This window comes from Amycolatopsis xylanica, assembly GCF_900107045.1.
Lineage (GTDB): Bacteria > Actinomycetota > Actinomycetes > Mycobacteriales > Pseudonocardiaceae > Amycolatopsis > Amycolatopsis xylanica.
Genome location: NZ_FNON01000003.1, coordinates 209,766 through 231,962, shown reverse-complemented (window position 1 = coordinate 231,962; position 22,197 = coordinate 209,766). Strand labels below are relative to the sequence as shown.

Annotated in this window: 24 protein-coding genes and 2 tRNA genes; 14 read left to right on the top strand and 12 right to left on the bottom strand. The window is 68.7% G+C overall.

Annotation, left to right across the window (positions count from 1 at the left end):
- Positions 1 to 34: 34 nt before the first annotated feature.
- The 3 genes from BLV57_RS14880 to BLV57_RS14870 all read left to right on the top strand — a co-directional run bounded on the left by BLV57_RS14880 (position 35) and on the right by BLV57_RS14870 (position 2,602).
- Positions 35 to 1,141, top strand: a complete 1,107-nt coding sequence (locus BLV57_RS14880; protein WP_143047060.1) for a hypothetical protein — start codon at positions 35 to 37, stop codon at positions 1,139 to 1,141.
- 128 nt (positions 1,142 to 1,269) lie between these two features.
- On the top strand, positions 1,270 to 1,488 hold the full coding sequence (locus BLV57_RS14875) for a hypothetical protein (RefSeq protein WP_091289334.1): 219 nt from the start codon (positions 1,270 to 1,272) through the stop codon (positions 1,486 to 1,488).
- 466 nt (positions 1,489 to 1,954) lie between these two features.
- The gene (locus BLV57_RS14870) at positions 1,955 to 2,602 is read left to right on the top strand and encodes an HAD family hydrolase (RefSeq protein WP_091289333.1); all 648 of its coding nucleotides are present in this window, start codon (positions 1,955 to 1,957) and stop codon (positions 2,600 to 2,602) included.
- Between the two features lie 6 nt (positions 2,603 to 2,608).
- Here BLV57_RS14870 and BLV57_RS14865 read toward each other — a convergent pair whose 3' ends face one another.
- Together BLV57_RS14865 and BLV57_RS14860 are read right to left on the bottom strand one after the other, a co-directional pair.
- On the bottom strand, positions 2,609 to 3,709 hold the full coding sequence (locus BLV57_RS14865; protein ID WP_143047059.1) for an AbrB/MazE/SpoVT family DNA-binding domain-containing protein: 1,101 nt from the start codon (positions 3,707 to 3,709) through the stop codon (positions 2,609 to 2,611).
- Between the two features lie 113 nt (positions 3,710 to 3,822).
- Positions 3,823 to 3,898, bottom strand: a tRNA-Lys gene (locus BLV57_RS14860).
- Positions 3,899 to 4,073: 175 nt separating this feature from the next.
- Here BLV57_RS14860 and BLV57_RS14855 point away from each other — a divergent pair.
- A complete protein-coding gene (locus BLV57_RS14855) occupies positions 4,074 to 5,243 on the top strand; it encodes a L,D-transpeptidase (protein ID WP_091289331.1) in 1,170 nt (389 codons plus the stop codon).
- 101 nt (positions 5,244 to 5,344) lie between these two features.
- Here the strand turns inward: BLV57_RS14855 and BLV57_RS14850 are convergent.
- Together BLV57_RS14850 and orn are read right to left on the bottom strand one after the other, a co-directional pair.
- Positions 5,345 to 5,417, bottom strand: a tRNA-His gene (locus BLV57_RS14850).
- A gap of 76 nt (positions 5,418 to 5,493) precedes the next feature.
- On the bottom strand, positions 5,494 to 6,102 hold the full coding sequence (orn, locus tag BLV57_RS14845; RefSeq protein ID WP_091289330.1) for an oligoribonuclease: 609 nt from the start codon (positions 6,100 to 6,102) through the stop codon (positions 5,494 to 5,496).
- Between the two features lie 101 nt (positions 6,103 to 6,203).
- Between orn and BLV57_RS14840 the strand changes: the two genes are divergently transcribed.
- Positions 6,204 to 7,727: a helicase HerA-like domain-containing protein gene (locus BLV57_RS14840; protein WP_091289329.1), complete on the top strand. Its 1,524-nt coding sequence runs from the start codon at positions 6,204 to 6,206 to the stop codon at positions 7,725 to 7,727.
- Positions 7,728 to 7,792: 65 nt separating this feature from the next.
- Positions 7,793 to 8,170 carry a DUF3224 domain-containing protein gene (locus tag BLV57_RS14835; RefSeq protein ID WP_091289328.1) on the top strand — a complete coding sequence of 126 codons (378 nt, stop codon included), beginning with the start codon at positions 7,793 to 7,795 and terminating at the stop codon, positions 8,168 to 8,170.
- Here BLV57_RS14835 and BLV57_RS14830 read toward each other — a convergent pair.
- Both BLV57_RS14830 and BLV57_RS14825 read right to left on the bottom strand, forming a co-directional pair.
- Positions 8,151 to 9,056 (bottom strand): S1C family serine protease, encoded by a 906-nt coding sequence (locus BLV57_RS14830; RefSeq protein WP_091289327.1) that lies wholly within the window; start codon positions 9,054 to 9,056, stop codon positions 8,151 to 8,153. The two genes, BLV57_RS14835 and BLV57_RS14830, sit on opposite strands and share 20 nt — an antisense overlap.
- A 77-nt stretch (positions 9,057 to 9,133) precedes the next feature.
- Positions 9,134 to 9,898, bottom strand: a complete 765-nt coding sequence (locus tag BLV57_RS14825; protein WP_245757325.1) for a class I SAM-dependent methyltransferase — start codon at positions 9,896 to 9,898, stop codon at positions 9,134 to 9,136.
- 121 nt (positions 9,899 to 10,019) lie between these two features.
- On the opposite strand from BLV57_RS14825, the gene BLV57_RS14820 reads away from it, so the two are divergent.
- The 3 genes from BLV57_RS14820 to BLV57_RS14810 all read left to right on the top strand — a co-directional run bounded on the left by BLV57_RS14820 (position 10,020) and on the right by BLV57_RS14810 (position 13,028).
- Positions 10,020 to 10,949 carry a DNA-3-methyladenine glycosylase family protein gene (locus tag BLV57_RS14820; RefSeq protein WP_091289325.1) on the top strand — a complete coding sequence of 310 codons (930 nt, stop codon included), beginning with the start codon at positions 10,020 to 10,022 and terminating at the stop codon, positions 10,947 to 10,949.
- 63 nt (positions 10,950 to 11,012) lie between these two features.
- Entirely contained in the window at positions 11,013 to 11,732 is a 720-nt protein-coding gene (locus tag BLV57_RS14815; protein ID WP_091289324.1) for a M50 family metallopeptidase, read from the top strand.
- Between the two features lie 63 nt (positions 11,733 to 11,795).
- Positions 11,796 to 13,028 (top strand): aldehyde dehydrogenase family protein, encoded by a 1,233-nt coding sequence (locus BLV57_RS14810; protein ID WP_091290360.1) that lies wholly within the window; start codon positions 11,796 to 11,798, stop codon positions 13,026 to 13,028.
- A 167-nt stretch (positions 13,029 to 13,195) separates the two neighbouring features.
- Here BLV57_RS14810 and BLV57_RS43245 read toward each other — a convergent pair whose 3' ends face one another.
- The 5 genes from BLV57_RS43245 to ccrA all read right to left on the bottom strand — a co-directional run bounded on the left by BLV57_RS43245 (position 13,196) and on the right by ccrA (position 17,480).
- On the bottom strand, positions 13,196 to 13,351 hold the full coding sequence (locus BLV57_RS43245; RefSeq protein ID WP_176968622.1) for a hypothetical protein: 156 nt from the start codon (positions 13,349 to 13,351) through the stop codon (positions 13,196 to 13,198).
- Between the two features lie 81 nt (positions 13,352 to 13,432).
- The gene (locus BLV57_RS14805; protein WP_091289323.1) at positions 13,433 to 14,503 is read right to left on the bottom strand and encodes an adenylate/guanylate cyclase domain-containing protein; all 1,071 of its coding nucleotides are present in this window, start codon (positions 14,501 to 14,503) and stop codon (positions 13,433 to 13,435) included.
- Entirely contained in the window at positions 14,500 to 14,949 is a 450-nt protein-coding gene (locus BLV57_RS14800) for a universal stress protein (protein WP_091289322.1), read from the bottom strand. The genes BLV57_RS14805 and BLV57_RS14800 overlap by 4 nt, the downstream gene beginning before the upstream one ends.
- A gap of 44 nt (positions 14,950 to 14,993) precedes the next feature.
- Positions 14,994 to 16,085 (bottom strand): coiled-coil domain-containing protein, encoded by a 1,092-nt coding sequence (locus BLV57_RS14795; protein ID WP_425425998.1) that lies wholly within the window; start codon positions 16,083 to 16,085, stop codon positions 14,994 to 14,996.
- A 54-nt stretch (positions 16,086 to 16,139) separates the two neighbouring features.
- On the bottom strand, positions 16,140 to 17,480 hold the full coding sequence (ccrA, locus tag BLV57_RS14790; RefSeq protein WP_091289320.1) for a crotonyl-CoA carboxylase/reductase: 1,341 nt from the start codon (positions 17,478 to 17,480) through the stop codon (positions 16,140 to 16,142).
- 161 nt (positions 17,481 to 17,641) lie between these two features.
- Here ccrA and BLV57_RS14785 point away from each other — a divergent pair, with 161 nt between their 5' ends.
- On the top strand, positions 17,642 to 18,010 hold the full coding sequence (locus BLV57_RS14785) for an SPW repeat protein (protein WP_091290358.1): 369 nt from the start codon (positions 17,642 to 17,644) through the stop codon (positions 18,008 to 18,010).
- A gap of 19 nt (positions 18,011 to 18,029) precedes the next feature.
- Entirely contained in the window at positions 18,030 to 18,596 is a 567-nt protein-coding gene (locus tag BLV57_RS14780; RefSeq protein ID WP_091289319.1) for a TetR/AcrR family transcriptional regulator, read from the top strand.
- A gap of 78 nt (positions 18,597 to 18,674) precedes the next feature.
- Here BLV57_RS14780 and mce read toward each other — a convergent pair whose 3' ends face one another.
- Positions 18,675 to 19,115, bottom strand: coding sequence for a methylmalonyl-CoA epimerase (gene mce / locus BLV57_RS14775; protein WP_091289318.1), 441 nt, complete (start codon positions 19,113 to 19,115; stop codon positions 18,675 to 18,677).
- 126 nt (positions 19,116 to 19,241) lie between these two features.
- Here mce and BLV57_RS14770 point away from each other — a divergent pair, with 126 nt between their 5' ends.
- From BLV57_RS14770 to BLV57_RS14760, 3 genes are all read left to right on the top strand, one after another.
- Positions 19,242 to 20,423, top strand: coding sequence for an acetyl-CoA C-acetyltransferase (locus BLV57_RS14770; protein ID WP_091289317.1), 1,182 nt, complete (start codon positions 19,242 to 19,244; stop codon positions 20,421 to 20,423).
- Complete coding sequence (gene meaB, locus BLV57_RS14765; RefSeq protein WP_091289316.1) at positions 20,424 to 21,380, top strand: methylmalonyl Co-A mutase-associated GTPase MeaB; 957 nt, start codon at positions 20,424 to 20,426, stop codon at positions 21,378 to 21,380.
- 68 nt (positions 21,381 to 21,448) lie between these two features.
- The gene (locus BLV57_RS14760; protein ID WP_091289315.1) at positions 21,449 to 22,171 is read left to right on the top strand and encodes a peptidylprolyl isomerase; all 723 of its coding nucleotides are present in this window, start codon (positions 21,449 to 21,451) and stop codon (positions 22,169 to 22,171) included.
- Positions 22,172 to 22,197: the final 26 nt, after the last annotated feature.

The following is a 22,197-nucleotide window of genomic DNA, read 5'->3' as shown; positions in this document are numbered from 1 at the left end:
GCTCCCCGCGGATTGGTTCCGCCATAGTGGTCCGTTGGACGCGCTCGACTTGCTGGGCATGCCTGATGATCCGACAGAAGTACTGGCATTGCGGCAAGACGCGAAACTGCTGCACGACGGTCTCAGCTCAGCCGAGATCGAAACCCTGTGGGTCACCAGCACGACGGCGAATTTCCTCCGCGTCGAGGGACGAGACGTTCTGCCTGGGAAGCGGTGGATGGAACTCATCGCGGAGCGCTGTGACCGGTGGCTCACCGATCACAGCGCTCCCGGAGCCGAACCTCCCGGTCCTGGAACCCATTTGCTGCCCGCGGTCCTGGGGGAAATTGCCGAGGCGATGGCTGGGGACGATGAGGAATCCTTATTGGTCAAGTGCGCCCAGGAGTGCTCGCCAAGTTTGGCTTTCCGGTTCATGCTCAGGATGCTCAGCACCGGATGGTCCGTTGTGTCCGGTGTCCAGTACGACCGCTATGTATTGCTGGGTCGGGATCTCGGCTTCGGTGAATCGGTCGTAGCCGCTGTAGCGCAGCTCGTGCGAGAACGCCAGCCAGCGGAGTTCACTGACTTCGATTTCGGTATCACAGGGCTAGCGTCGCAGTTCCATCAGGATTGGGGCCACGTTGGCGGGCCGATGGACGTGGTCGAGGTTGGTATGCATCCCGATGGCGATAGGTCGGGAGTGTTCGCATTGCGTGACGATGCGGTTCTCCTGCGCGACAGACTCAGCTCGGCTGAGATCGAGAACCTGTGGAACGCGAGCTGCTACGGGTTCAAACTCGGCGACCCTGCCGCCCCGGTTCCGACTGGGACTCGCTGGATGGAACTTATCGCCGAGCGTTGTGACCGGCGGCTCGCTGGCCACGATGCGCCGGAAGTTGAGATTCCTGGACCAGGGCGCCAGTTCGCCTCCGCCGTAGAAGTTGAAGCGACCGAGGTCTTGCCCGCAGATGACGTCCGTGCCGCGCTGATCCGATGTGTGCGGCAATGCTCGCCGAACCTCGCTTTTCGGTTCTTGCTTCGCGTGATCGGTGAACGTGGATACAAACTGTCGGCCGCTCAATATGAGCGCTATGTCAGGTTGGGTGAGCAGTTCGGCTATGGCGAGTTCGTCGTCTCCGACATCAAGTACCTGGCCAACTAGGTTCGGACAAGTACCCTGCGGTGGTTTCTGGTGCGGGGTACTTGGCCGAAACATTTTGCAAAGTATCCCTGCTGGGATTCCCTGCCTGGGGCTTACTGGTGCGATATGAGGAATTCAACGGACGCCGAGTGTGGATCATCGACGTCGACGATGTGAGTGGTGAACGGGTATTGGAGTTCATTGACTCCAATACCGAGGAAGCAGGCGCGATCCTCGCCGTTTACAACACCTCTGAAGAGTGGTCGAACGCGAAGGTGAGCATCAGTCCTAAAGTCGACGGAATCTCTGTCGAATTCATGGAATGGGCGCTGAGGCTGGCTCGGCAGATCATGGTGCCAGGATCGTGACGGTCGTCCACGTCGTCGGAGGGCATGATCGGCCGCCTGCCTTGACCGTGGCGGCGAGCCCCGTCTGGGGCTTAGGCATCTTCCTGTCTCGGCCCAGACGGAGTTTCGGTGACGATGCGCTGGCCTTGCCTACTACGGACCCGGTGACGAACTCGACTACGAAGGCCCCTGGGTCACGATAGGGGGGCTCCCTGCCGCTAACGGCGCGGAGTTGTGCCAGGACCTCGACAGCGGATCCGAGTTTTCCGCTGCGAGGCCGTCTTTTGACCTCGTTCACTCAGCGATCACTCGTTCCGAGCAAACGGGGGCCAGCGGGCCTGCCGTGCTTGCTTGGCGCACATCCGAGACCTGGTAGATGGTGGCGCAGGCTGCTGCGCACGAGGGCGCCGCTCCTGGTCCGTTGGTGCTAGCCGAGCCATGGGGGCCCAGGTCGCCGCCCTGGATCGCCACGGCGTAGGAAGGTGGTGTGGTGAGTGCGGTGGTGTTTGACGTCGGCGAGACGTTGCTGGATGACACGCGGGAGTGGAACGCGTGGGCGGACTGGCTCAAGGTCCGCAGGCACACCTTTTCGGCTGTCCTCGGCGCGGTGACCGCGGCGGGCAGAGACAACGCAGAGACGTTCCAGTACTTCCGGCCGGGCTTTGACCTTGTGCGTGAGCGGCAGCTGCGAGAGGACGCTGGGCTCGGCGAGCAGATCGGCAGCGCCGACCTGTATCCCGACGTGCTACCCAGCCTGACCCAACTCCGGGAGCGCGGGCTCTGGATCGGCGTCGTCGGGAACCAGACCGCGAAGGCCGCCCGGTTGTTGCGTGCGCTTGACCTGCCCGTCGATGCGCTCGCCACGTCCGCTGAGTGGGGCGTGGCGAAGCCGAAGAAGGAGTTCTTCGACCGTGTGGTCGAGATGGCTGGCCGGCCTGCGGGTGAGATCGTCTACGTGGGTGATCACCGGGACAACGACATCGTCGCGGGCAAGAACGCCGGCCTGCGGACTGCCCTCGTGCGGCGAGGCCCCTGGGGGTACCTCTGGGCGAACGATCCGCTGGTCGAGCAGCACGCGGACTGGGTGATCGACTCGTTGGCCGAGCTGCCCGTCCTGCTCACTGCCGAGCGCTGAACTCGATCAGTGCGCTCCTGCCCAGGTCACGAAGTCCTTCAGATCCGCATTCGCCGTAGGACGGCTGCGCAGAAGGGCCGACAGTGCGAGCCTGACGCGAGGATGCTCACGGGTGTGCTGAGGTGCGATCTGGCGAGCAAGCTGCAGTGAGGCGTAGGCGTCGTCGGCGCGACCGACCTCGAGCTGGGCGCCCGCGAGATCGATGTAGTAGTGGGATCGCCGTTCGGCGGGGAGCCGGCGAGGTGGCTGCCAGTCGCCGCCGCGCTGGACCGCTGTCGGGCTGTCGCCGAGTTCGACGGCCACGGCGACGTCGTGGATCTTGACCGATGCCGGTCCGAAGGCGGTGCCGTAGTAAACGCCTTCGCTGACGTCCGCCGCCGCGGTGCGAGCTTCGTCGAGGTGATCGTGGGCTTCGTCGGCTTTGCCTGCGCGCGCGGCGACGACCGCCGCGCGCATGTGCAGCGAACCGCGGGTCGCGGTGGCGGCGGCCAGCGACGAGCTTGGCATGGCGTCGATGGCCTTCGTGAGCGCGCGTCCGCCTGCGTTCAGATTGCCGGTGGCGAAGAAGGTTTCCGTGCGGACATAGGAAACGGAAGCCGCCAGCAGCCGATCCTGGGACTCGGCCGTGGCCAGGCGCATGAGATCGATGATGCGTGCGGACAGGTCCGCGTATCCGAACTTGAACGCGACACCGTCTGCGGCCCGGTAGGCCATCGTGAGCATTTGCGTGATCTGCTCGCGCTCCTGTCCGCGTGCCTGGAGATGAGCGCGACCGAGTTCGGACAACAACTCCGTGCTGGGGGCAAGGGCGAACACGCCACGCGGGTCGCGGCGCAGGATCACGGCGCCGTCCTGTGCGGTGATCGTCAGCGGATCGCCCGGCTGCCAGCCCAACGACCGCAGGATCCTTTGATCCGACACCCGGCCTGAACCGTCCACTGTGGCCATCGCGTAGCCGACCGGCGCACCATCGCGGAACACCGGCACCTCGGCGAGCGGCAGCGGCGCGGAGGGACTGTCCGGGCCCGAATGGCCTCGCGATCGGTCCTGGAGACGGGCGGCGGATGGGACCAGCGGGGATACAAGGCGCTCGTTCATCGTCGCCACCGCCCATCGATAAGGCGGTGATCAAAGCGATGGACATGGCAAAACCCACTACGAATACTTGATCCGTAATGGGTGTTAAAGTGCCTGCATAACACGGGACACAGCACGTGTTTTGGTGCGCCATCAGGGACTCGAACCCCGAACCCGCTGGTTAAGAGCCAGCTGCTCTGCCAATTGAGCTAATGGCGCGTCTTCTCCGCTTCGGTTTCCCTCGGCGACGTGGAAAACATTAGCACCCCCTCCGGAGGGGCTCTGCAGGCACCCCCCTCATAACGGCATGGGCACTCCCCGCACGGGTGTTTGCGCCGGTCAGGCACACTGGGCGGCAACAGGGCGTCGGTGTGAGTACGAACGGACGGTTTCCATGAGGGTCTGGGGTGTGGCGGGGCTGATACTGGCCGTGGGGCTGGTCGCGGGGTGTACGAGCGCGCCGGGGGCGGAAACGCCCAAGGCGCCGTCGCCCGGCGGCGGTACTTCATCCGTTGAGGTGAAGCCGGCTTCGCTGGCGCTGGTGCCGGCCGCGGGGGCCGCCGATGTCGAGCCGGGGCTGCCGGTTTCCGTCGCGGTGAAGGACGGGAAGGTCGGCGAGGTCACGCTGACGGGCGCCGATGGCAAGCAGGTCCAGGGCAAGGCCAAAGAGGACGGTAGCGGCTGGGAATCGGCTGAGCCGCTGGGTTATGGCAAGAGCTACACGGTCAACGCGACCGCGACCGGCACCGACGGGAAGCCGCAGACGGCGACGTCGACGTTCACCACGGCGAAGGCCGCGCGGCAGATGACCGTCTCGATCAACGCGACCGACGGGGAGACCGTCGGCGTCGGGATGCCGCTGATCTTCACCTTCGGCGGGAAGGTGCCGGACAAGGCACTCGCGGAAAAGGCGTTGAAGGTCACAGCGGAGCCGGCGACCGAGGGCGCGTTCAAGTGGTTCGGGGACCAGACGGTGATCTGGCGTCCGAAGGAGTACTGGAAGAGCGGGACGAAGGTCACGGTCGACGCGGCCGTCTACGGCAGGCATCTCGGCAATGGCACCTATGGCAAGGAAGACCGGACCTCGCACATCACCATCGGTGACAAGCTGATCGCGGAGGCGGACGGCTCGACCTTCCAGATGAAGGTCTCGGTCAACGACGCCGAAGTGAAGACCGTGCCGATCTCGATGGGCAAGCCGGGCCACAACACGCCGCTCGGCACCTACACGGTGATGAGCGAGCACAACGGGTACACCATGGACTCCGGCACTTACGGCGTTCCCGAGGACAGCCCCGGCGGCTACCGGACGTTCGTGCAGACCGCGGTGCGGCTGTCCAACAGCGGCATCTTCTACCACTCGGCGCCGTGGTCGGTGGGGCAGCAGGGGAAGCGCAACGTGAGCCACGGCTGCCTGAACCTCTCGCCTGCCAACGCGAAATGGCTGATGGACCTCACGAAGCGGGGCGACATCGTCACGGTCACGGGCAGTGGAGGCAAGCCTCTTGAGCCGACCGATGGCTGGAGTGTCTGGCAGCTTCCCTGGGATCAGTGGAAGTCCTGATGTGGTCGTGAGTGTTCCGGCCGGTTAGAACCGGCCGGAACACTCACGACACCCACGAAAAAAAGCCCCGCCTCGAAAACTCGAGGCGGGGCTTTCATGCGGGTGGATAACGGGGCTCGAACCCGCGACCTCCGGGACCACAACCAGGTGCTCTACCAGCTGAGCTATATCCACCATGCCGAGGCGATCGGTACCGCGATCACCGCGTCCCGCATATCGTATCGGACCTCGAAACGCCTCCGCGACTGGGTTACCCGCGATGCCGTTTGAGCACTTCAGCGGCCGCGACCTTGGCCTGTTCGCTGGTCGGTCCCGGCTGCGGGACGAAGGCGATCTCGCGGTAGTAGTCGAGCTCGCCGATGGACTCCTTGATGTCCGCGAGCGCGCGGTGCGCGAGGCCCTTTTCCGGCTTGGCGTAGTAGATGCGCGGGTACCAGCGGCGCACGAGTTCCTTGATCGACGAGACGTCGACCATGCGGTAGTGCAGGTGCGCGTCGAGCTCGGGCATGTCGCGAGTGATGAAGCCGCGGTCGGTGGCGATCGAGTTGCCAGCCAGCGGGGCGCTGTTGGGGTCGGGCACGTGCTCCTTGATGTACTCGAGCACGCGGCGCTCGGCCTCGGCCAGCGTCACGGCCGACGCGCGGACCTCTTCGGTGAGCCCGGACTTGGCGTGCATGTCGCGCACGATGTCGGGCATCCCGGCTAGCGCCTCGTCGTCGGCGTGGATCACGATGTCGACGCCTTCCCCGAGCACGTTCAGCTCGGCGTCGGTCACCAGTGCGGCTATTTCGATCAGCGCGTCCTTGGCGAGGTCGAGCCCCGTCATCTCGCAGTCGATCCAGACTAGGCGGTCAGTCACCCCGGAACCCTAACCCGACAGGGGGGTTCCAAGCCGCGCGACGTGCGTGTTCGGCGCGTTACGCTCAGCTCGGCAGCGAAGTCGTTCCGAGGGAGTGACCTGTGACCAGTCCGGCGGGTGTGATCGCGAGCGGTTATGTGAGTGAGGGGCCCGCCGTCGAGCTGGGCGCCGTGGTGATCGACGGGCAGGCCGAGGCGGCCGCCGCCGTCCGGTTGCCGATGGCCACCCTGAACAGGCACGGCCTTGTCGCGGGCGCGACCGGGACGGGCAAGACGAAGACGCTGCAACTGGTCTCCGAGCAGCTGTCGGCCGCGGGTGTGCCGGTGGTGCTGGCCGACGTGAAGGGTGATTTGTCCGGCCTGGCGGCGCAGGGTGAGGCCAACGACAAGCTGACCAAGCGTGCGGGCGAGCTGGGCGACGACTGGCAGCCCGCCGCGTTCCCCGTGCAGTTCCTCTCGATCGGCACCGGCGGCAAGGGTTCGCCGATCCGCGCGACCATCACCAGCTTCGGCCCGGTGCTGCTGTCCAAAGTGCTCGGTCTCAACGAGACACAGGAGTCGACGCTCGGGCTGATCTTCCACTGGGCCGACCAGCGCGGCCTCGCGCTGCTGGACACCAAGGACCTCCGCTCGGTCATCACGCACCTGACCAGCGACGAGGGCAAGGAGGACCTCAAGGGCATCGGCGGGGTGTCCGCCGCGACCGCGGGCGTCATCCTGCGCTCGCTGTCCAATTTGGAGGCTCAAGGCGGCGAGGACTTCTTCGGCGAGCCCGAACTGGACGTCCACGACCTCATGCGCCAGGCCGACGGCAAGGGCGTGGTCACCCTGCTGGAGCTGGACAACCTGCAGTCCAAGCCCGCGTTGTTCTCGACGTTCCTGATGTGGCTGCTGGCCGAGCTCTTCGAGGAGCTGCCCGAGGAGGGCGACCTCGACAAGCCGAAGCTCGTCTTCTTCTTCGACGAGGCGCACCTGCTGTTCAACGACGCGTCGAAGGCGTTCCTGGAGCGTATCGAGCAGACCGTGAAGCTCATCCGGTCGAAGGGCGTCGGCGTGTTCTTCTGCACCCAGCTGCCCACGGACATCCCGAACAACGTCCTCTCGCAGCTCGGCGCGCGGATCCAGCACGCGCTGCGCGCGTTCACCCCGGAGGACCAGAAGGCGCTGACCAAGACGGTCAAGACGTATCCGACGACCGAGTACTACGAGCTGGACAAGGCGCTGACCTCGCTCGGCATCGGTGAGGCGATCGTCACGGTGCTGTCCGAACGCGGTGCGCCGACGCCGGTCGCGTGGACGCGGCTGCGCGCGCCCCGGTCGAAGATGGGGTCGATCGGCGAGGAGGCCATCTCGGCCGCCACGACCGCCTCCGACCTGCACGGCAAGTACGCGGAGACGATCGACCGCGAGTCGGCCTACGAGAAGCTGGCGGCGAAGATCGCTCCGCCTGCCCCGGAGGCACCCGCGCCTGAAGCCGTTCCGGAAGCGCCAGCGCCACAGAGGGAAGAGCCGGGGATGGTCGAGAAGGCCATGGCGAACCCGGCGGTGAAGTCGTTCCTGCGCTCGGCGGCGAGTGCGCTCGGCCGCGAGATCACGCGCGGGCTGTTCGGGAACCGGCGCCGGTAAACCTGACAGTAGATGGCAGGTATGGCGGGCAGGCTGTCCGCCATACCGACCTGAAGGGACCCGCCATGCAGACCGCCACCGCCGCTTTCACCCTCGACAAGTGGGAGCCGCAGTCCGAAGAAAAGGCTGACGGCACCGAGTTCGCGCGAGTGGCGATCGCGAAGACGTTCACCGGCGAGGTCGAGGGCACGAGCACCGTCGAGATGCTCACGGCCGTGACCGAGACCGGGCGGGCCTACGTCGCCTTCGAGCGCTTTGCGGTGACCGTCGGCGGCCGGAAGGGCACGTTCGTGCTGCACCACAGCGCGGGCGAAGCCGGGTACACGCTGACGATCCTGCCCGGGTCGGGTACCGGTGATCTGACCGGAATCACCGGTACCGCGGCCATCGAGCAGGATGCGGCGGGTAATCACACCTTCAAGCTCAGTTGTTCGCTGCCGTGATCTGATCGACGATCTTCTTGGCGTCGTTGATCGGGATCGAGAAGCCGATGCCGATGCTGCCCGCCGAGCCGCTCGGGTTGTAGAGCGCGGAGTTGATGCCGATGACGTTGCCGCCGGCGTCGACCAGCGCGCCGCCCGAGTTGCCCTGGTTGATCGAGGCGTCGGTCTGGATCGCGGTGTAGCTCGGGCTGTCCGAGCCGCCGTTGGCGGTCTGGTCGTACGGCGACTGCTGCTGCTTCTTCCCGATGTCCGACAGCTGGCGGTTCAGCGCGCTGATGATGCCGGAGGTCACCGTGTTCTGCAGGCCGCCCGGCGAGCCGATCGCGACGACCTGCTGGCCGACCGCGAGCTTGCTGGAGTCGCCGAGCGTCGCCGGGGTGAGCCCGCTCGCGCCGCGCGCCTGCACCACGGCGATATCGGCCTTCGTGTCCGAGCCGACCACACTGGCCTGGTACTTCTTGCCGTCGGAGGTGACGATCTGCACGCTGGTCGCGCCGTTGACGACGTGCGCGTTGGTCAGGATCTTGCCGTCCTGGCTGAGGATCACGCCGGAGCCGATGCCCTGGCCGCCCTGCGCGGTCTGGACGTTGACCTGCACGACGCTCGGCGTCACCTTGGCGGCGATCTTGCTGACGTCGTTGGTGGAGTTGGAGATCTGCTGCCCGGTGGTGCCGGTGGACGAGCTCGTCGCGGGCGGTGCCGGGCTGTCGAGCCCGACGATGAGCGCGCCGCCGGTGCCGCCGAGCAGCGCGGCGCCGAGCGCCGTCGCGCCGACCAGCAGCGCGAGCTTGTTGCTCTTCTTCTTCGGCGGGGGTGGCGGCGCCTGGGTGAAGAGCGGGTTGCCGTAGTACGGCTGGTACGCGGGGTGCGGCTGGAATTCGGTCATGTGCTCAGGTTCGCGCCGCCGGTTGTGAACAACCTGTGGATTAGCCTTGGGATTTCCTGATAAGAACCAGCTGAGAATCAGCGTGTTCCGGCGACGATCTGCGTGACGCCCGCGAAGCGTTCGCTCACGCTCTTGAACCCGAGGTCCCGTAGCTTGCCCGCGATTTCGCCGCGGTCGAACATCTTCTGCCCGCTCGCCGCGCCCAGCGCCGTGTCGGCCAGCCGGGCCGGTTGCCAGGTGCGGCGGGCGCTGGTGAGCAGCGCGACGCGTCCGCCCGGCTTCAGCACGCGCGCGAACGAGGCGAGCGCGGCGTCGGGGTCGGCGAACATGTGCAGCGCGGCGAAGCAGCACACGGCGTCCACTGTGGCCGGTCGCAGCGGCAGGTCGACCGCGTCGGCGCGCAGGTAGGCGACCGGGTCGGCTGGGCTCGCGTTGTCGAGCGCGCGGTCGAGCATGGTGCGGGAACCGTCGAGCCCGATGGCGAGCCCGTCCGGGCCGACCGCCTTGCCGAACGCGCGGGTGAACCGGCCGGTCCCGCACGCGACGTCGAGCGCGGTGAGGCCGGGGCGCAGGCCGAGCAGGTTGGTCGCGATGGCGACCTCGCCCGCCATCGTGGGGCCGCGCAGTCCTTTCGCGACGCGGCCGAGCGCGGGGCGCCAGTACTGCTCGTAGATGCTCGGGACGATCGAGGTGCGCATCAGCCGCTGGGCGAGCCCGGTCGGCGGACCGGCCTGCTCCTCGTCGCCGAGCAGGTCGAGGAAGCCGTGGGTGGGCTTGGCCTCGTCACCCGCCTTGAGCAGTTTGAGCGCGCGGGCTTGGGCGTTCGAGTGGGTCGTCGGCACTGACAGCTCCTCTGCTTTCAGATACCGGCAGTATGCCGCACCCGGCCGGCACTGACACCCCAGAAACTGTCGTACCCCCGGCCTACCGTCGTAGGGGTCGTCATCAGCAGAGGAGATGGTCATGATCAGCACGGTGTCTTCGCAGGTCGCGGAGGTTTCGTTCACGGGCCCGTTCGACCTGGACGCGTCCACGAGGTTCCTGGAGGGGTTCACGCCGGCGGCCAGGCCGGATGCCGCCGCCGAGCCAGGAGTGCTCCGCATGGCGTTCCCGGTGGAGAGAACCTGGTCGCACGCGGGAGTGGTGGTGCGGCAGCGGGCGCCCGACCGGGTCGAGGTCGAGGTGTTCGCCGAACCGGACGTGGTGCCGTTCGCGGTCACGCAGGTGCGGCGGATGCTGTCGCTGGACGTCGACGGCGAGGGGTTCGCGCGCGTCGGCGCGGCGGACAAGGTGGTCGCCGGGCTGCAGGAACGCAATCCGGGACTGCGGCCGGTGCTGTTCCACTCGCCGTACGAGGCGGCGTGCTGGGCGGTGATCGGGCACGGCATCCGGATCGTGCAGGCGGCGGGCATCAAGCGGCGGGTCGCCGAGCGCTTCGGCCGTGAGGTCGATGTCGGCGGAGTTCCGCTGATCTCCTTTCCCACGCCGGAAGAACTGCTCGAGATGGACAGTCATCCGAGCCTGCCGCCCGCCAAGGTCGAGCGGCTGCACGCGATGGCCAGGGCCGCGCGAGATGGCCTGCTCGACGCGGAAACGTTGCGTGCCAAGGATTCCGCCGAGGCGCTGACCAGGCTGCTCAAACTGCCGGGCATCGGGCCGTTCTCGTCGCAGCTGATCCTGATCAGGGGCGCCGGGCACCCGGATGTCTTCCCGCGCGACGAACGCCGCCTCCAGGACGAAATGGCGCGGGTGTACGGGCAGGGCGGAGCCGTCTCCGCCGCCAAGCTGGAGCGCATCGCCGATGCCTGGCGGCCGTATCGCAGCTGGGTCGCGCTGTTGTTCCGCACCGAGCGGGAGATCCGCACCGGTGAGATCGGAGGGCGCCGATCGTGATCACCCACGGCGATGATCACCCACCTAACGGGTAGCCGACCTGGCGTGTGCTGAGGTGTCCGGGTGCGAGAACCGGATCCCTCCGCGGTGGCTGGCGTGCTGGACGCGCAGCCCGACCCTGGTAGCTGGCTGGCTTTGATCACCGGCGGCGTGGCGTTGCTCGTCGTGCTGTCCGGGACACCGTGGCGCTGGGCGCGCACGGCGATCACGATCGTGCACGAGGCCGGGCACGCGCTGCTCGCGGTGCTCGTCGGCCGCAGGCTGCAGGGCATCCGGCTGCACTCGGACACCTCGGGTGTGACCGTCTCGCGCGGCAAGCCGGAAGGCCCTGGCATGGTGCTGACCGCGCTCGGCGGGTACCCGGCGCCCTCGGTGCTCGGGCTGGTCTTCGCTGGTCTGCTCGCGGCGAGCCGCGTCACGGCGCTGCTCGTGCTGGCCGCAGTGCTGCTGCTGGCCGTGCTGGTGATGGTGCGCAACGCCTATGGCGTGCTGGTCGTCGTGGTGACGGCCGGGGTGCTGGCGCTCGCGTCGCTGGTGGCGCCGTCGAGCGTGCAGGCGGCGTTCGTGTACCTCATGACGTGGTTCCTGCTGTTCGGCGGCGTGCGGCCGGTGATCGAGCTGCAGCTGAAACGGCGCCAGGGCCAGGCCCGCGACTCCGACGCGGACCAGCTCGCCCGGCTCACCGAGGTGCCCGCGGCGCTGTGGGTGCTGGTGCTCGCCATGATCTCGGTCAGCTGCGTGATCATGGGCGGCGCCTTCCTGCTGCAACCCACGCTGAAGTAGCCGTGCGGGCGTGCGGCACACTGATGACCTGCAAATTGCTGGTCGATGGTTGGAGTGATCGCCGTGAGTGACGTGGCCAAGGCTGTCGAGGAATGCGCGCGGGCGGCCAAGCAGGCGGCCCCGTCGCTGGCCACCGCGACGGACCAGGCCATCGACGCCGCGCTCACCGCCATGGCCGAAAGGCTGCTGGCGCACCGCGACGAGGTGCTCGAAGCCAACCGTGCCGACGTCGCCAAGGCGACCGAGGAGGGCATGAGCGCCGGTCTGCTCGACCGGCTCACGATCACCGACGAGCGCCTCACCGGCATGGCCGAGCAACTCCGGCTGCTCGCGGGCGCCCCGCATCAGGAGCGCGCGATCGAGCTGTCCACATTGGACGGAGGGCTGCGCCTGGTCGAGCGCCGCCGCCCGGTCGGCGTCATCGGCGCGAACTACGAGGCCCGCCCGAACGTCACGGTCGACGTGGCCTCGCAGCTCGTGAAGTCCCGCAATGGCGGCGTCCTGCGCACCGGCTCGGCCGCGCTCGGCTCCGCCCAGCGCCTGCTCGACGTCGTCATCGCCCCGGCGCTCGCCGACGCCGGCATCGACTCCGACGTCATCCAGCTCGTGCCCCGCGTCGAGCGCGAAGCGGCCGCGGCGCTCGTCAGCCTGCCCGGCCTCGTCCCGCTGGTCATCCTCCGCGGCAGCGGTGAGAGCACCCGCAAACTCGCCACCGAGGCCGCGCTCCACGGCGTCGGCACCCTCGCCCACGCGGACGGCGGCGGCGTCCTCTACCTCGACTCGGCCGCCGACGCGGCCAAGGTCCGCGACCTGGTCGCGGCCAGCCTCGACCGCCTCGGCGTCTGCAACCGCCTGAACCTGCTCCTCATCCACGCCGACGCCCACGACGCGCTCTGGCCTTCGGTCACCGAGGCGCTGGCCGAGCGCGGCGTCACCCCGTCGCTCGCCCCCCACGAGCACCCCATCGGCTACGAGTGGGCACTCGACTCGGACAACGAGGCCACCGTCACGGTCGCCCAGGTCGCCTCCCTCACCGAGGCCGTCTCGATCGCCAACGACCGCACCTCGGGCCTCGCCGCGGGCATCGCCACCGAAGACCGGGCCGCCGCCGAAGCCTTCTTCGACGGCTACACCGGCACCGGCGTCTTCTGGAACGCCCCCACCCGCCTCCTCGACGGCTTCAAGCTCCTCGCCGTCCCCGAGACCGGCATCAACCTCGACAACGTCCCCGGCCCCCGCGGCCCGGTCACCTACACCGACCTCTACATCCGCCAGTACGCCGTCCTCCCCGCCTAAGAGGCTCGTGAGTGGTACGGCCGTTTCGAAGACCGGGTCGTCCGTGCTCACGGCGCCCGGGTCGGCCAGCGGCATGCCACGGCACAAGGGGCGCCTTTGTGAGGCTAGGCGTTGCAAGGGCGGCCCTTGTCACGTCGCCGCCCGAAGTCGCCGCCGAGGTCGAACCCTCAGCCTGCTTGGGGACGGCGTGACTTCAGCAGCTGGGTGAGGCGCTCGCGCAGGTCGGCGCTCAGCGGAGGCGAGTCCTCGACCAGTTTCGCGATCCGTGCCTGGGTTTCGGGGGTCAGCGCGCCGGCGCGCTGAGCCGTGTCGGCTTCGTTCACGGTGCCGAGTTTTGCCGAGCGGACCCGGAAATGCGCCCCTTGGCAGGCGGATTCACCTGGTCGAGCGGTGCTTGGTCGCGCTCAGCGACGACGGCCGCGCCGTGCCGAGGGCGGGTCGATGCCGAGCATCTCGGCGGCGATCTCCTGGGACTCGGCGAACTTGCCGGTGGGCTGCTCCGGGGCGCGGCGCAGCGAGGATGGGCGCATGCGGCTGTAGCCGCGTACCGAGACCGGGCGGCGGGAGCGGACCTCGTAGGCGGGCTCGTTCGCGAGCAGACCGGCCAGTTCCTTGTCGATCAGGATCGTGCCGGGTCGGGCTATTGACGTCAGGCGGGCCGCGAGGTTGACGACCGACCCGTAGACGTCGCCGAAGCGGGACAGGACGCGGCCCGAGGCCAAGCCCGCGCGGACCGCGGGCAGCTCCTCGTCCTCGGCGGTGCGCTCGGACAGCGTGAGCGCGATCTCGGCGGCGTCGGTGGGGGAGTCGCAGACGAAGAGGACCTCGTCGCCGATCATCTTGACGACGCGCCCGTGGTGCTCGGCGATGACCTCCGTGGTGACCATCTCGAACGCGTCGAGCACCGCGCTGAGCTCGGCCTCGTCGACCTGCCTGGTCAGCCTCGTGTAGCCGACCATGTCGACGAAACCGACCACCTGGACGCCGGCTTCGACCTCCTCGTCGGTCGCGACGAGCGCGCGCCCCGCGTAGGCGGCCAGGTGCCGCCGCCAGACGAAGCTCTGGACGCGCTCCAGCTCGGGCAGCAGCCGCTCGACCAGGCGGGCGATCTGGCGCTCGCTCTTGGCGAGCTCGGGGTTCTCGGTGATCAGCTGGCGAAGCATGTGCACCTGCCACTCCGCGAGCCGCGACAGGTGCTGGCCGAGCGCGCGGGTCACCGCGACCTCCATGCCGGGGTCGACCAGGCCGGAGTTGACCAGCTGGTCGGCCGTCTTGAGCACGTCGATGTCGGCGTCGGTGAACACGACCTCGTCGTCGTTGACCGTCGCGAAGCCCAGCGCGCGCCACAGCCTGCGCGCACGCTCCTCGGGCACGCCGGTCTTCGCGGCGACTTCGAGGCGGGTGTATCTGCGGCGCCCGCCGAGCAGGACCTTTTCCAGCCGCTGCTGGAGTTCGTCGGGATCGGGCTCGCTCACGTCGTGTGCACGATGAGCACGTCGACGCCGGACTTGCGGGCCACCTCGGACGGCACCGAGCCGAGGATGCGGCCGGCGAGGCTGTTCAGCCCCCGGTTGCCCACCACCAGCAGGTCGGCCTTGTGGTCGGCCACCACCTGGCGCAGCGAGACGACCGGGTCGCCTTCGACGGCCACGGTCTCGATCTTCGACGCGCCCGCCTTCGCGGCGCGGTCGCGCGCGGAGAGCAGTGTGTCCTCGGCGGGCGCGGAGCCCACCACCTGGTACGCCTCCTCGCGGAGCACGTCCTGTGCCTTCTCCACGTCGCCACGGCTGGCCGGGTGGTACGCGCACGCGATCACGAGCGTCGCGCCCGCGTCGGCGGCGACGCCCGCGGCGCGGTCCACCGCGGCGAACGAGGTCTCGGAGCCGTCGGTGCCGACGACCACGGTCTGATAGGCGGGCATTGAGTCCTCCTGGGCGAGCCGTATCCCTCTAGTCGGGATGGAGGTTACTCGCCAGTTGGTTTCGCCGCTCCCGCTGGCTTGGGTGCGGGCTTCGCCGCGGGTACGGACGCTTTCGAGATGCGCACGGTGGCCTGCGAGTCGGGGCTCATGATCTCGGCGGCCTTCTCCGAGATCGGGCCCGCTTCGCCCAGTACCGTGCTGGCTTCGCTCAGTGACACACGCGCCGCGCGCACCTGCTCGGCGAGGCTCGCGCGGACCTTGCGCAGCACCTCGACGCGCTCCGCTGCCTGGTTGATGCGGCGGTTGGACTCCTCCGTGGCCTCGCGGACCCGGCGGTGGCTCTCGTCGGCCGCCTCGGCGAGCCGGGCGTTGGCCTCGGTGATCGAGTCCTGCTTGCGCTTGTTGGCGTCCTCGACCGACTCGCGGCGCCGCTTCTCGATCTCGGCCTTCGCCTTGGTCTCCTCTTCGAGCACCTCGGCGCGGATCCTGGCCGCGTCGTCGGTCGCCTCGCGGACACGGCGCGCGGCCTCGGCCTTGCTGGCCGCTTCCTGCTCGGCCAGCACGCGCATCGCCTCGGTGCGGCGCGAGGCCATGGCGATCTCGAAGTCCTCTTCGATCTGGTTACGCCGGGCCTCGGCCTCCGCGTCGAGCCGCTCGACCTCGGCGCGCGCCTTCTCGAGGACGCCGCGGTGCTCGGCCTCCATCTCCTTGCGGCGCGCGTCGAGCTCGTTCAGCAGCTGCTCGTACCGGGCACGCATGGCGCTCGCGTCGGTCTCGGCCTTGGCCCTGATGTGCCCGGCCTCGGCCTCCGCGCGCGCCTTCGTGTCGGCGGCCTCGTCCTGCGCCAGCCGCAACATCCGTTGCAGGCGCTCGGAAAGCCCCTCGATGCTCGTCGGCGGCTGCGCGAGGCGCTCGACCTGGCCGCGCAGATCCCTGATCTCGCCGCGCGCCACTTCGAGCTGGCGCGCCAGATCACCGGACTGCGAGATGGCCGCGTCGCGATCCGCCGCGAGCATCTTCAGATCGGCGTCGAGCCGTTCGAGGTGCTCGTCGACCTGTGCACGGTGGTAGCCACGCTTCGCCAGGTCGAAACCGGCGCCCAGCGGCACAAGCTCCCGTTCATCGCCAAGGCTCATTCCCCTACCGTAGCCGGAACCCGGTCACGACCGGGTGAGCACCCTGGCGAGAATTCACTCACCGCGGAACGCGTTGATCTTCGTCAGGTGCTTTTCCCGCAATGCGTGATCACGCACACCGAGGCCTTCTTCCGGCGCCAGCGCGAGCACGCCGACCTTGCCCTGGTGGGCATTGCGGTGCACGTCGAGCGCGGCCTGGCCGGTCTCTTCCAAGGTGTAGGTCTTGGACAGTGTGGGATGGATCAAACCCTTGGCGATCAACCTGTTCGCCTCCCAGGACTCGCGGTAGTTCGCGAAATGGGAGCCGATGATCCGCTTGAGATTCATCCACAGGTACCGGTTGTCGAACTGGTGCATGTACCCGGACGTCGACGCGCAGGTGACGATCGTGCCGCCCTTGCGCGCGGCGTAAACGGACGCGCCGAACGTTTCCCGGCCGGGGTGCTCGAAGACGATGTCCGGGTCCTCGCCGCCGGTCAGTTCGCGGATCTTCGCGCCGAACCGCTGCCATTCCTTGGGATCCTGCTCGTGCTCGTTCTTCCAGAACTTGTAGCCCTCGGCGCCGCGGTCGATCACCAGCTCCGCGCCGAGCTTCCGGCAGATCTCCGCCTTTTCCGGGCTGGAGACGACGCAAACCGGGATCGCGCCGCCGTTGAGCGCGTATTGCGTGGCGTAGGAGCCCAATCCGCCGGACGCGCCCCAGATGAGCACGACGTCGCCCTGCTTCATGTCGGCGCCGTTGCGCGAGACCAGCTGGCGGTACGCGGTCGAGTTGACCAGCCCGGGGGAGGCGGCCTCTTCCCAGGTGAGGTGATCCGGCTTCGGCATCAGCTGGTTGGCCTTGACGAGCGCGATCTCGGCGAGCCCGCCGAAGTTCGTCTCGAAGCCCCAGATGCGCTGCTCGGTGTCCAGCATCGTGTCGTTGTGCCCGTCCGGGCCCTCGAGCTCCACGTTGAGGCAGTGCGCGACGACCTCGTCGCCCGGCTTCCAGTTGTGCACGCCGACGCCGGTGCGCAGCACGACGCCGGACAGGTCGGAGCCGACCACGTGATACGGCAGGTCGTGGCGCTTCGAGAGCGGGGAGAGCTTGCCGTAGCGCTTGAGGAACTTGAAGGTCGAGACCGGCTCGAAGATCGACGTCCACACGGTGTTGTAGTTGATGGCGCTGGCCATCACCGCGACGAGCGCCTCGCCGGGGCCGAGCTCGGGCACGGGGACGTCGTCGACGTGCAGCGACTTGCGCGGGTCCTTGTCGCGCGAGTCGAGGCCCTCGAACATGTCGGCCTCGTCGGCGTGCACGGTGACGCCCCGGTAGCTCTCCGGCACGGCCAGCGAGCCGACCGCGTCGAGTTCGCCGGTCAAGATGGCCTGCTGAATCTCGCCGAGCTGCGTCATCGGAACCTCCACGGGGAGTGGTTGCGGCGTTGGCGAACAAAATTACTGGTCGGTAACTCGCGATCACAACACTACGAGACGTGAAGCACTCTGTCGTGCCGAAGTGTTATTTGACCGGGCGGCCAATCAAGCGGACCATCGAAGCCGGAGGTGAACTGAAGATGACCGAAACTTCGACCCGTCCGTGGATGCGCCCGCATGACTGGGCGGAGGTGGTACTCGGCGTGGTCGCCGTGCTGTCACCACTCTGGATGGACACGGACAACACCGCGATGTGGACGATGATCGTGCTCGGCGCGCTCATCGCACTCGACGGCCTGGCCTCACTGGCGCGGCCGGGGATGGTCTACGGCGAAGGCGCGCAGGTCGTGCTCGGCGCCCTGCTCTTCCTGTCCCCGTGGGTGCTGGGCTACACCGCGTTCAACGGTGCCGCCTGGACCGCGTGGATCGTCGGCGCGCTGACCATCGTCGTCGGTGCGGCGGCTGTGCCCGTCGCCAACGCGGCGCACAAGATGGCCGGTTCGCACTGAAAACTGAAAGACTGATCCGATGAACGACGACTCGGCGAAAGAGCGCATCCTGCTCGCTGCGGAAGAGCTTTTCGCCGAGTCCGGTTTCGACGCCACCCCGACCTCACGCATCGCCGAGCGCGCCGGCGTGCCGAAAGGCCTCGTCCACTATTACTTCCGCCGCAAGCCCGATCTGCTCACCGCGCTCGTCGAGCGGCTGCCCGACGAGCGCGTCGAGCCGGAGCACGTGGTCGTGCCCGGCGACATCGCGAGCAGCCTGCACAAACTCGTCGCCGAACTCGACCGCAGGCTGAGTGGTTCGCGGGTGCTGTCCCACCTGCTGTGGCGTGAAGCGGACACGCATCTCGCGGTCCGCGACGCGCTGCACGAGCGGTTCCAGGCGCTGGTCCGCCAGGTGCGCGCGGTGATCGTCGCCGCGGCGGGCTGCCGCCTCGAACGAGCCGACATCGACAGCGCGTCCGGCCTGCTCGCCCGCGCGGTCAGCTACCGGCACTCCGTCGCGCGGCACAGCGACGACGACATCCCCGGCGAACTCGAGCAGGAGCTGGCGTTCATCGCCGACGCCCTCACCGCCAAGGCTCAGTGACCTCGCTGTTCGCAGCCCGAAAGTGGCTTTCGTCAGATCGCATCTGACGAAAGTGGCCTTCGGGCTAACGGCAGGGGCTCAGTGACCGGCGGCGGGCTCCACGAGTTCCACGAGCACGCCGCCCGCGTCCTTGGGGTGCACGAAGTTGACCCGGCTGTCCGACGTGCCGCGCTTGGCCGCGTCGTAGAGCAGGCGCAGGCCCTTCGCGCGCAGTGCCTCGGCCGCGGCGTCCACATCGGACACCCGGTAGGCCAGCTGCTGCAGGCCGGGCCCGCTCTTCGCGATGAACTTGCCGATCGCGGAGTCCTCGCGCAGCGGCGCGAGCAGCTGGATGGCGGTGCCGCCGCCACCGGGCGCGTAGAGCATGGCCTCGCGGACGCCCTGCTCCTCGTTGACCTCCTGGTGGCCGACCTCCAGCCCGAAGTGCTCGGTGTGGAAGGCGATCGCGGCGTCCAGGTCGGGCACGGCGATGCCGACATGGTCGATGGCCGTCACGTAAGGCTTCAGCGCGTCGTTCATGCGACAAACCCTAAGAGGGCGCGCAAGCCGTGACGGCGTGCGACGCCTCACACTAAGTCAATTCAGAAGGGTGAACCCCAGGTATGGTCCCTGGAGACCGCCGTGCGCCGATGCTTGGAGGAAGTCGTGTCCGGTTCCGTGATCCTGGGTGCCGCCCGCACCCCGATCGGACGTCTGCTCGGATCTTTGAAGGACTTCACCGGAGCCCAGCTCGGCGGCGTGGCCATCAAGGCCGCGCTGGAGCAGGCCGGTGTCTCGCCGGACGCCGTGCAGTACACGATCATGGGCCAGGTGCTCACCGCCGGCGCTGGCCAGATCCCGGCGCGCCAGGCCGCGGTCGCCGCGGGCATCCCGATGAGCGTGCCCGCGCTGACCATCAACAAGGTGTGCCTGTCCGGGCTCGACGCCATCGCGCTCGCGGACCAGCTGATCCGCGCCGGTGAGTTCGAGCTGATCGTCGCCGGTGGCCAGGAGTCGATGACCCAGTCGCCGCACCTGCTGCCGAAGTCGCGCTCCGGGTTCAAGTACGGCGACACCACGCTCGTCGACCACATGGCCTACGACGGCCTGTTCTGCGCGTTCGACCAGGTCGCGATGGGCTCGTCGACCGAGAAGTACAACACCCGCTACGGCATCACCCGCGAGCAGCAGGACGAGTTCTCCGCGCGCTCGCACCAGCGCGCCGCCGCCGCGATCGCCGAAGGCCGGTTCACCGCCGAGATCGCGCCGGTTTCGATTCCGCAGCGCAAGGGCGACCCGGTCGTCTTCGACACCGACGAAGGCGTCCGCGCCGACACGACCGCCGCGAGCCTCGCGAAGCTGCGCCCCGCGTTCGCCTCCGACGGCACGATCACCGCGGGCTCGGCGTCGCAGATCTCCGACGGCGCCGCCGCCGTCGTGGTCGCCAGCCCGGCCATGGCCGAGAAGCTCGGCATCACCCCGCTCGCCGAGATCGGCGCGCACGGTGTGGTCGCCGGGCCGGACGCGAGCCTGCACGAGCAGCCGTCGAACGCCATCCTCGCGGCGCTGGCGAAGGCGGGCCTGACCGCCGACGCGCTCGACCTGGTGGAGATCAACGAGGCGTTCGCGGCCGTCGGCCTGGTCTCGTCGGACAAGCTCGGCCTGGACCCGGAGAAGGTCAACGTCAACGGCGGCGCCATCGCGCTCGGCCACCCGATCGGCGCCTCCGGCGCCCGGCTCGCCGTGCACCTGGTGCACGAGCTGCGCCGCCGCGGTGGCGGGCTCGGCGCGGCCGCGCTGTGCGGTGGCGGCGGCCAGGGCGACGCGCTGCTGATCCGCGTTCCCTAGATGACGCTTGATGTCGCGGACCTGGTCGCACGTGCGCGTGACGGCCAGGCCCGCGCGATCGCGCGGCTGATCTCGCTGGTCGAGGACGCGCATCCGCGGCTGCGCGAGGTGGCCGCGGCGCTGACCCCGTTCACCGGGCGCGCCCAGATCGTCGGGCTCACCGGGCCGCCGGGTGTCGGCAAGTCGACATCCACGTCCGCGCTGCTCACGGCGCTGCGCAAGCAGGGCAAGCGGGTCGGCGTGCTGGCGATCGACCCGTCGTCGCCGTTCTCCGGCGGCGCGCTGCTCGGCGACCGGATCCGGATGACCGAGCACGCGGTCGACCCCGGCGTGTTCATCCGGTCGATGGCCACCCGAGGACATCTCGGCGGGCTCGCGTGGGCGACCCCGCAGGCCGTGCGCGTGCTCGACGCGGCGGGGTTCGACGTGGTGCTGATCGAGACGGTCGGCGTCGGTCAGTCCGAAGTGGACGTCGTGAAGCTCGCCGACACCACGGTCGTGCTGCTCGCGCCGGGCATGGGCGACGGGATCCAGGCGGCGAAGGCCGGGGTGCTGGAGATCGCCGACCTGTTCGTGGTCAACAAGGCCGACCGCGAGGGCGCCGACGCGACCATCCACGACCTCAAGCAGATGATCTCCTTGTCCCGCAGGGAGATCCGCGGCCCGAGCTGGCGCCAGCCGATCCTGCCGACGGTCGCCTCACGCGGCGAAGGCGTCGACGACGTCGTGAAGGCCTTGGAAGAACACCACGCCTGGCTCTCGTCGCACGGCGAGCTCGCCCAGCGCCGCGCCGCGCGCGCCCGCTCCGAGGTCGAGGCGATCGCGTTGCGGATACTGCGCGCCGAGCTGGTCGACGTGCGCGGCGACCGGCTGGCCGAGCTGGCGTCCGCGGTCGTCGAGCGCACGCTGGACCCGTACGCGGCCGCCGACCGGCTCGTCGCGGATTTGCACGGATAACGACTTTTGGCGGGGAAAAACCGCCCTATACTTCCCGAGTTTCGTCGCCGAAGCTGGGAGGGACGTCCGTGCTCCGTACGGTCGCTGTTGCCGCTGTCTCCGTGCTCGCCACCCTGACCTTGACGGGGGTGGCCTCGGCCGACGCCCCGCCGCCCAAGGTCACCAAGGGCCCGTGCCAGTACACCGAGACACCTGACGAGCCCGCGTCGCGCCCGGTCCCGCTGCCGCCGGACCCCCGCCACACGCCGTCGTGGGGCACGGTCGAGGTGAAGCTGAAGGGCAACCAGGGCGACATCGGCCTGAAGCTGAACCGCAAGCAGGCACCGTGCACGGTGCAGAGCTTCCTGCACCTGACCAAGCACCGGTTCTACGACATGACGTCCTGCCACCGCCTGACGGCGTACCCGACGTTGAAGGTGCTGCAGTGCGGCGACCCGTCGGGCACCGGCGAGGGCGGCCCCGGCTACAAGTACAAGGACGAGCTCCCGACGGACCTGCCGCCCGCGCCCACCGACCCGACCGGCGCCCGCCGTGTCTACGCCCGCGGCGTGCTCGCGATGGCCAACGCGGGCCCGGCCACCAACGGCAGCCAGTTCTTCGTGGTCTACGGCGACTCGGCGCTCCGGCCGAACTACACGATCTTCGGCACCGTCGACACCGAAGGCCTGCAGACGCTCGACAAGATCGCGGCGGGCGGGATCCAGCCTGACCCGTCGTCGCCGGGGACGCCGCCGGTGGACGGGGCGCCGGTTCTGCCCGCCAAGATCATCAAGGCTCGCGTTTGGTGTTAAAGGGCTCGTGAGTGTTTTGGCCGGTT

Excerpts from the sequence above, each read along its gene's own strand:
- BLV57_RS14820 (WP_091289325.1), top strand. The coding sequence starts at position 10,020 with ATGATCAGCACGGTGTCTTCGCAGGTCGCGGAGGTTTCGTTCACGGGC.
- BLV57_RS14830 (WP_091289327.1), bottom strand. The coding sequence starts at position 9,056 with ATGACCGAATTCCAGCCGCACCCCGCGTACCAGCCGTACTACGGCAAC.
- ccrA (WP_091289320.1), bottom strand. The coding sequence starts at position 17,480 with ATGACGCAGCTCGGCGAGATTCAGCAGGCCATCTTGACCGGCGAACTC.
- mce (WP_091289318.1), bottom strand. The coding sequence starts at position 19,115 with ATGAACGACGCGCTGAAGCCTTACGTGACGGCCATCGACCATGTCGGC.
- BLV57_RS14835 (WP_091289328.1), top strand. The coding sequence starts at position 7,793 with ATGCAGACCGCCACCGCCGCTTTCACCCTCGACAAGTGGGAGCCGCAG.
- BLV57_RS14785 (WP_091290358.1), top strand. The coding sequence starts at position 17,642 with ATGACCGAAACTTCGACCCGTCCGTGGATGCGCCCGCATGACTGGGCG.
- BLV57_RS14855 (WP_091289331.1), top strand. The coding sequence starts at position 4,074 with ATGAGGGTCTGGGGTGTGGCGGGGCTGATACTGGCCGTGGGGCTGGTC.
- BLV57_RS14780 (WP_091289319.1), top strand. The coding sequence starts at position 18,030 with ATGAACGACGACTCGGCGAAAGAGCGCATCCTGCTCGCTGCGGAAGAG.
- BLV57_RS14795 (WP_425425998.1), bottom strand. The coding sequence starts at position 16,085 with ATGAGCCTTGGCGATGAACGGGAGCTTGTGCCGCTGGGCGCCGGTTTC.
- BLV57_RS14800 (WP_091289322.1), bottom strand. The coding sequence starts at position 14,949 with ATGCCCGCCTATCAGACCGTGGTCGTCGGCACCGACGGCTCCGAGACC.
- meaB (WP_091289316.1), top strand. The coding sequence starts at position 20,424 with ATGACGCTTGATGTCGCGGACCTGGTCGCACGTGCGCGTGACGGCCAG.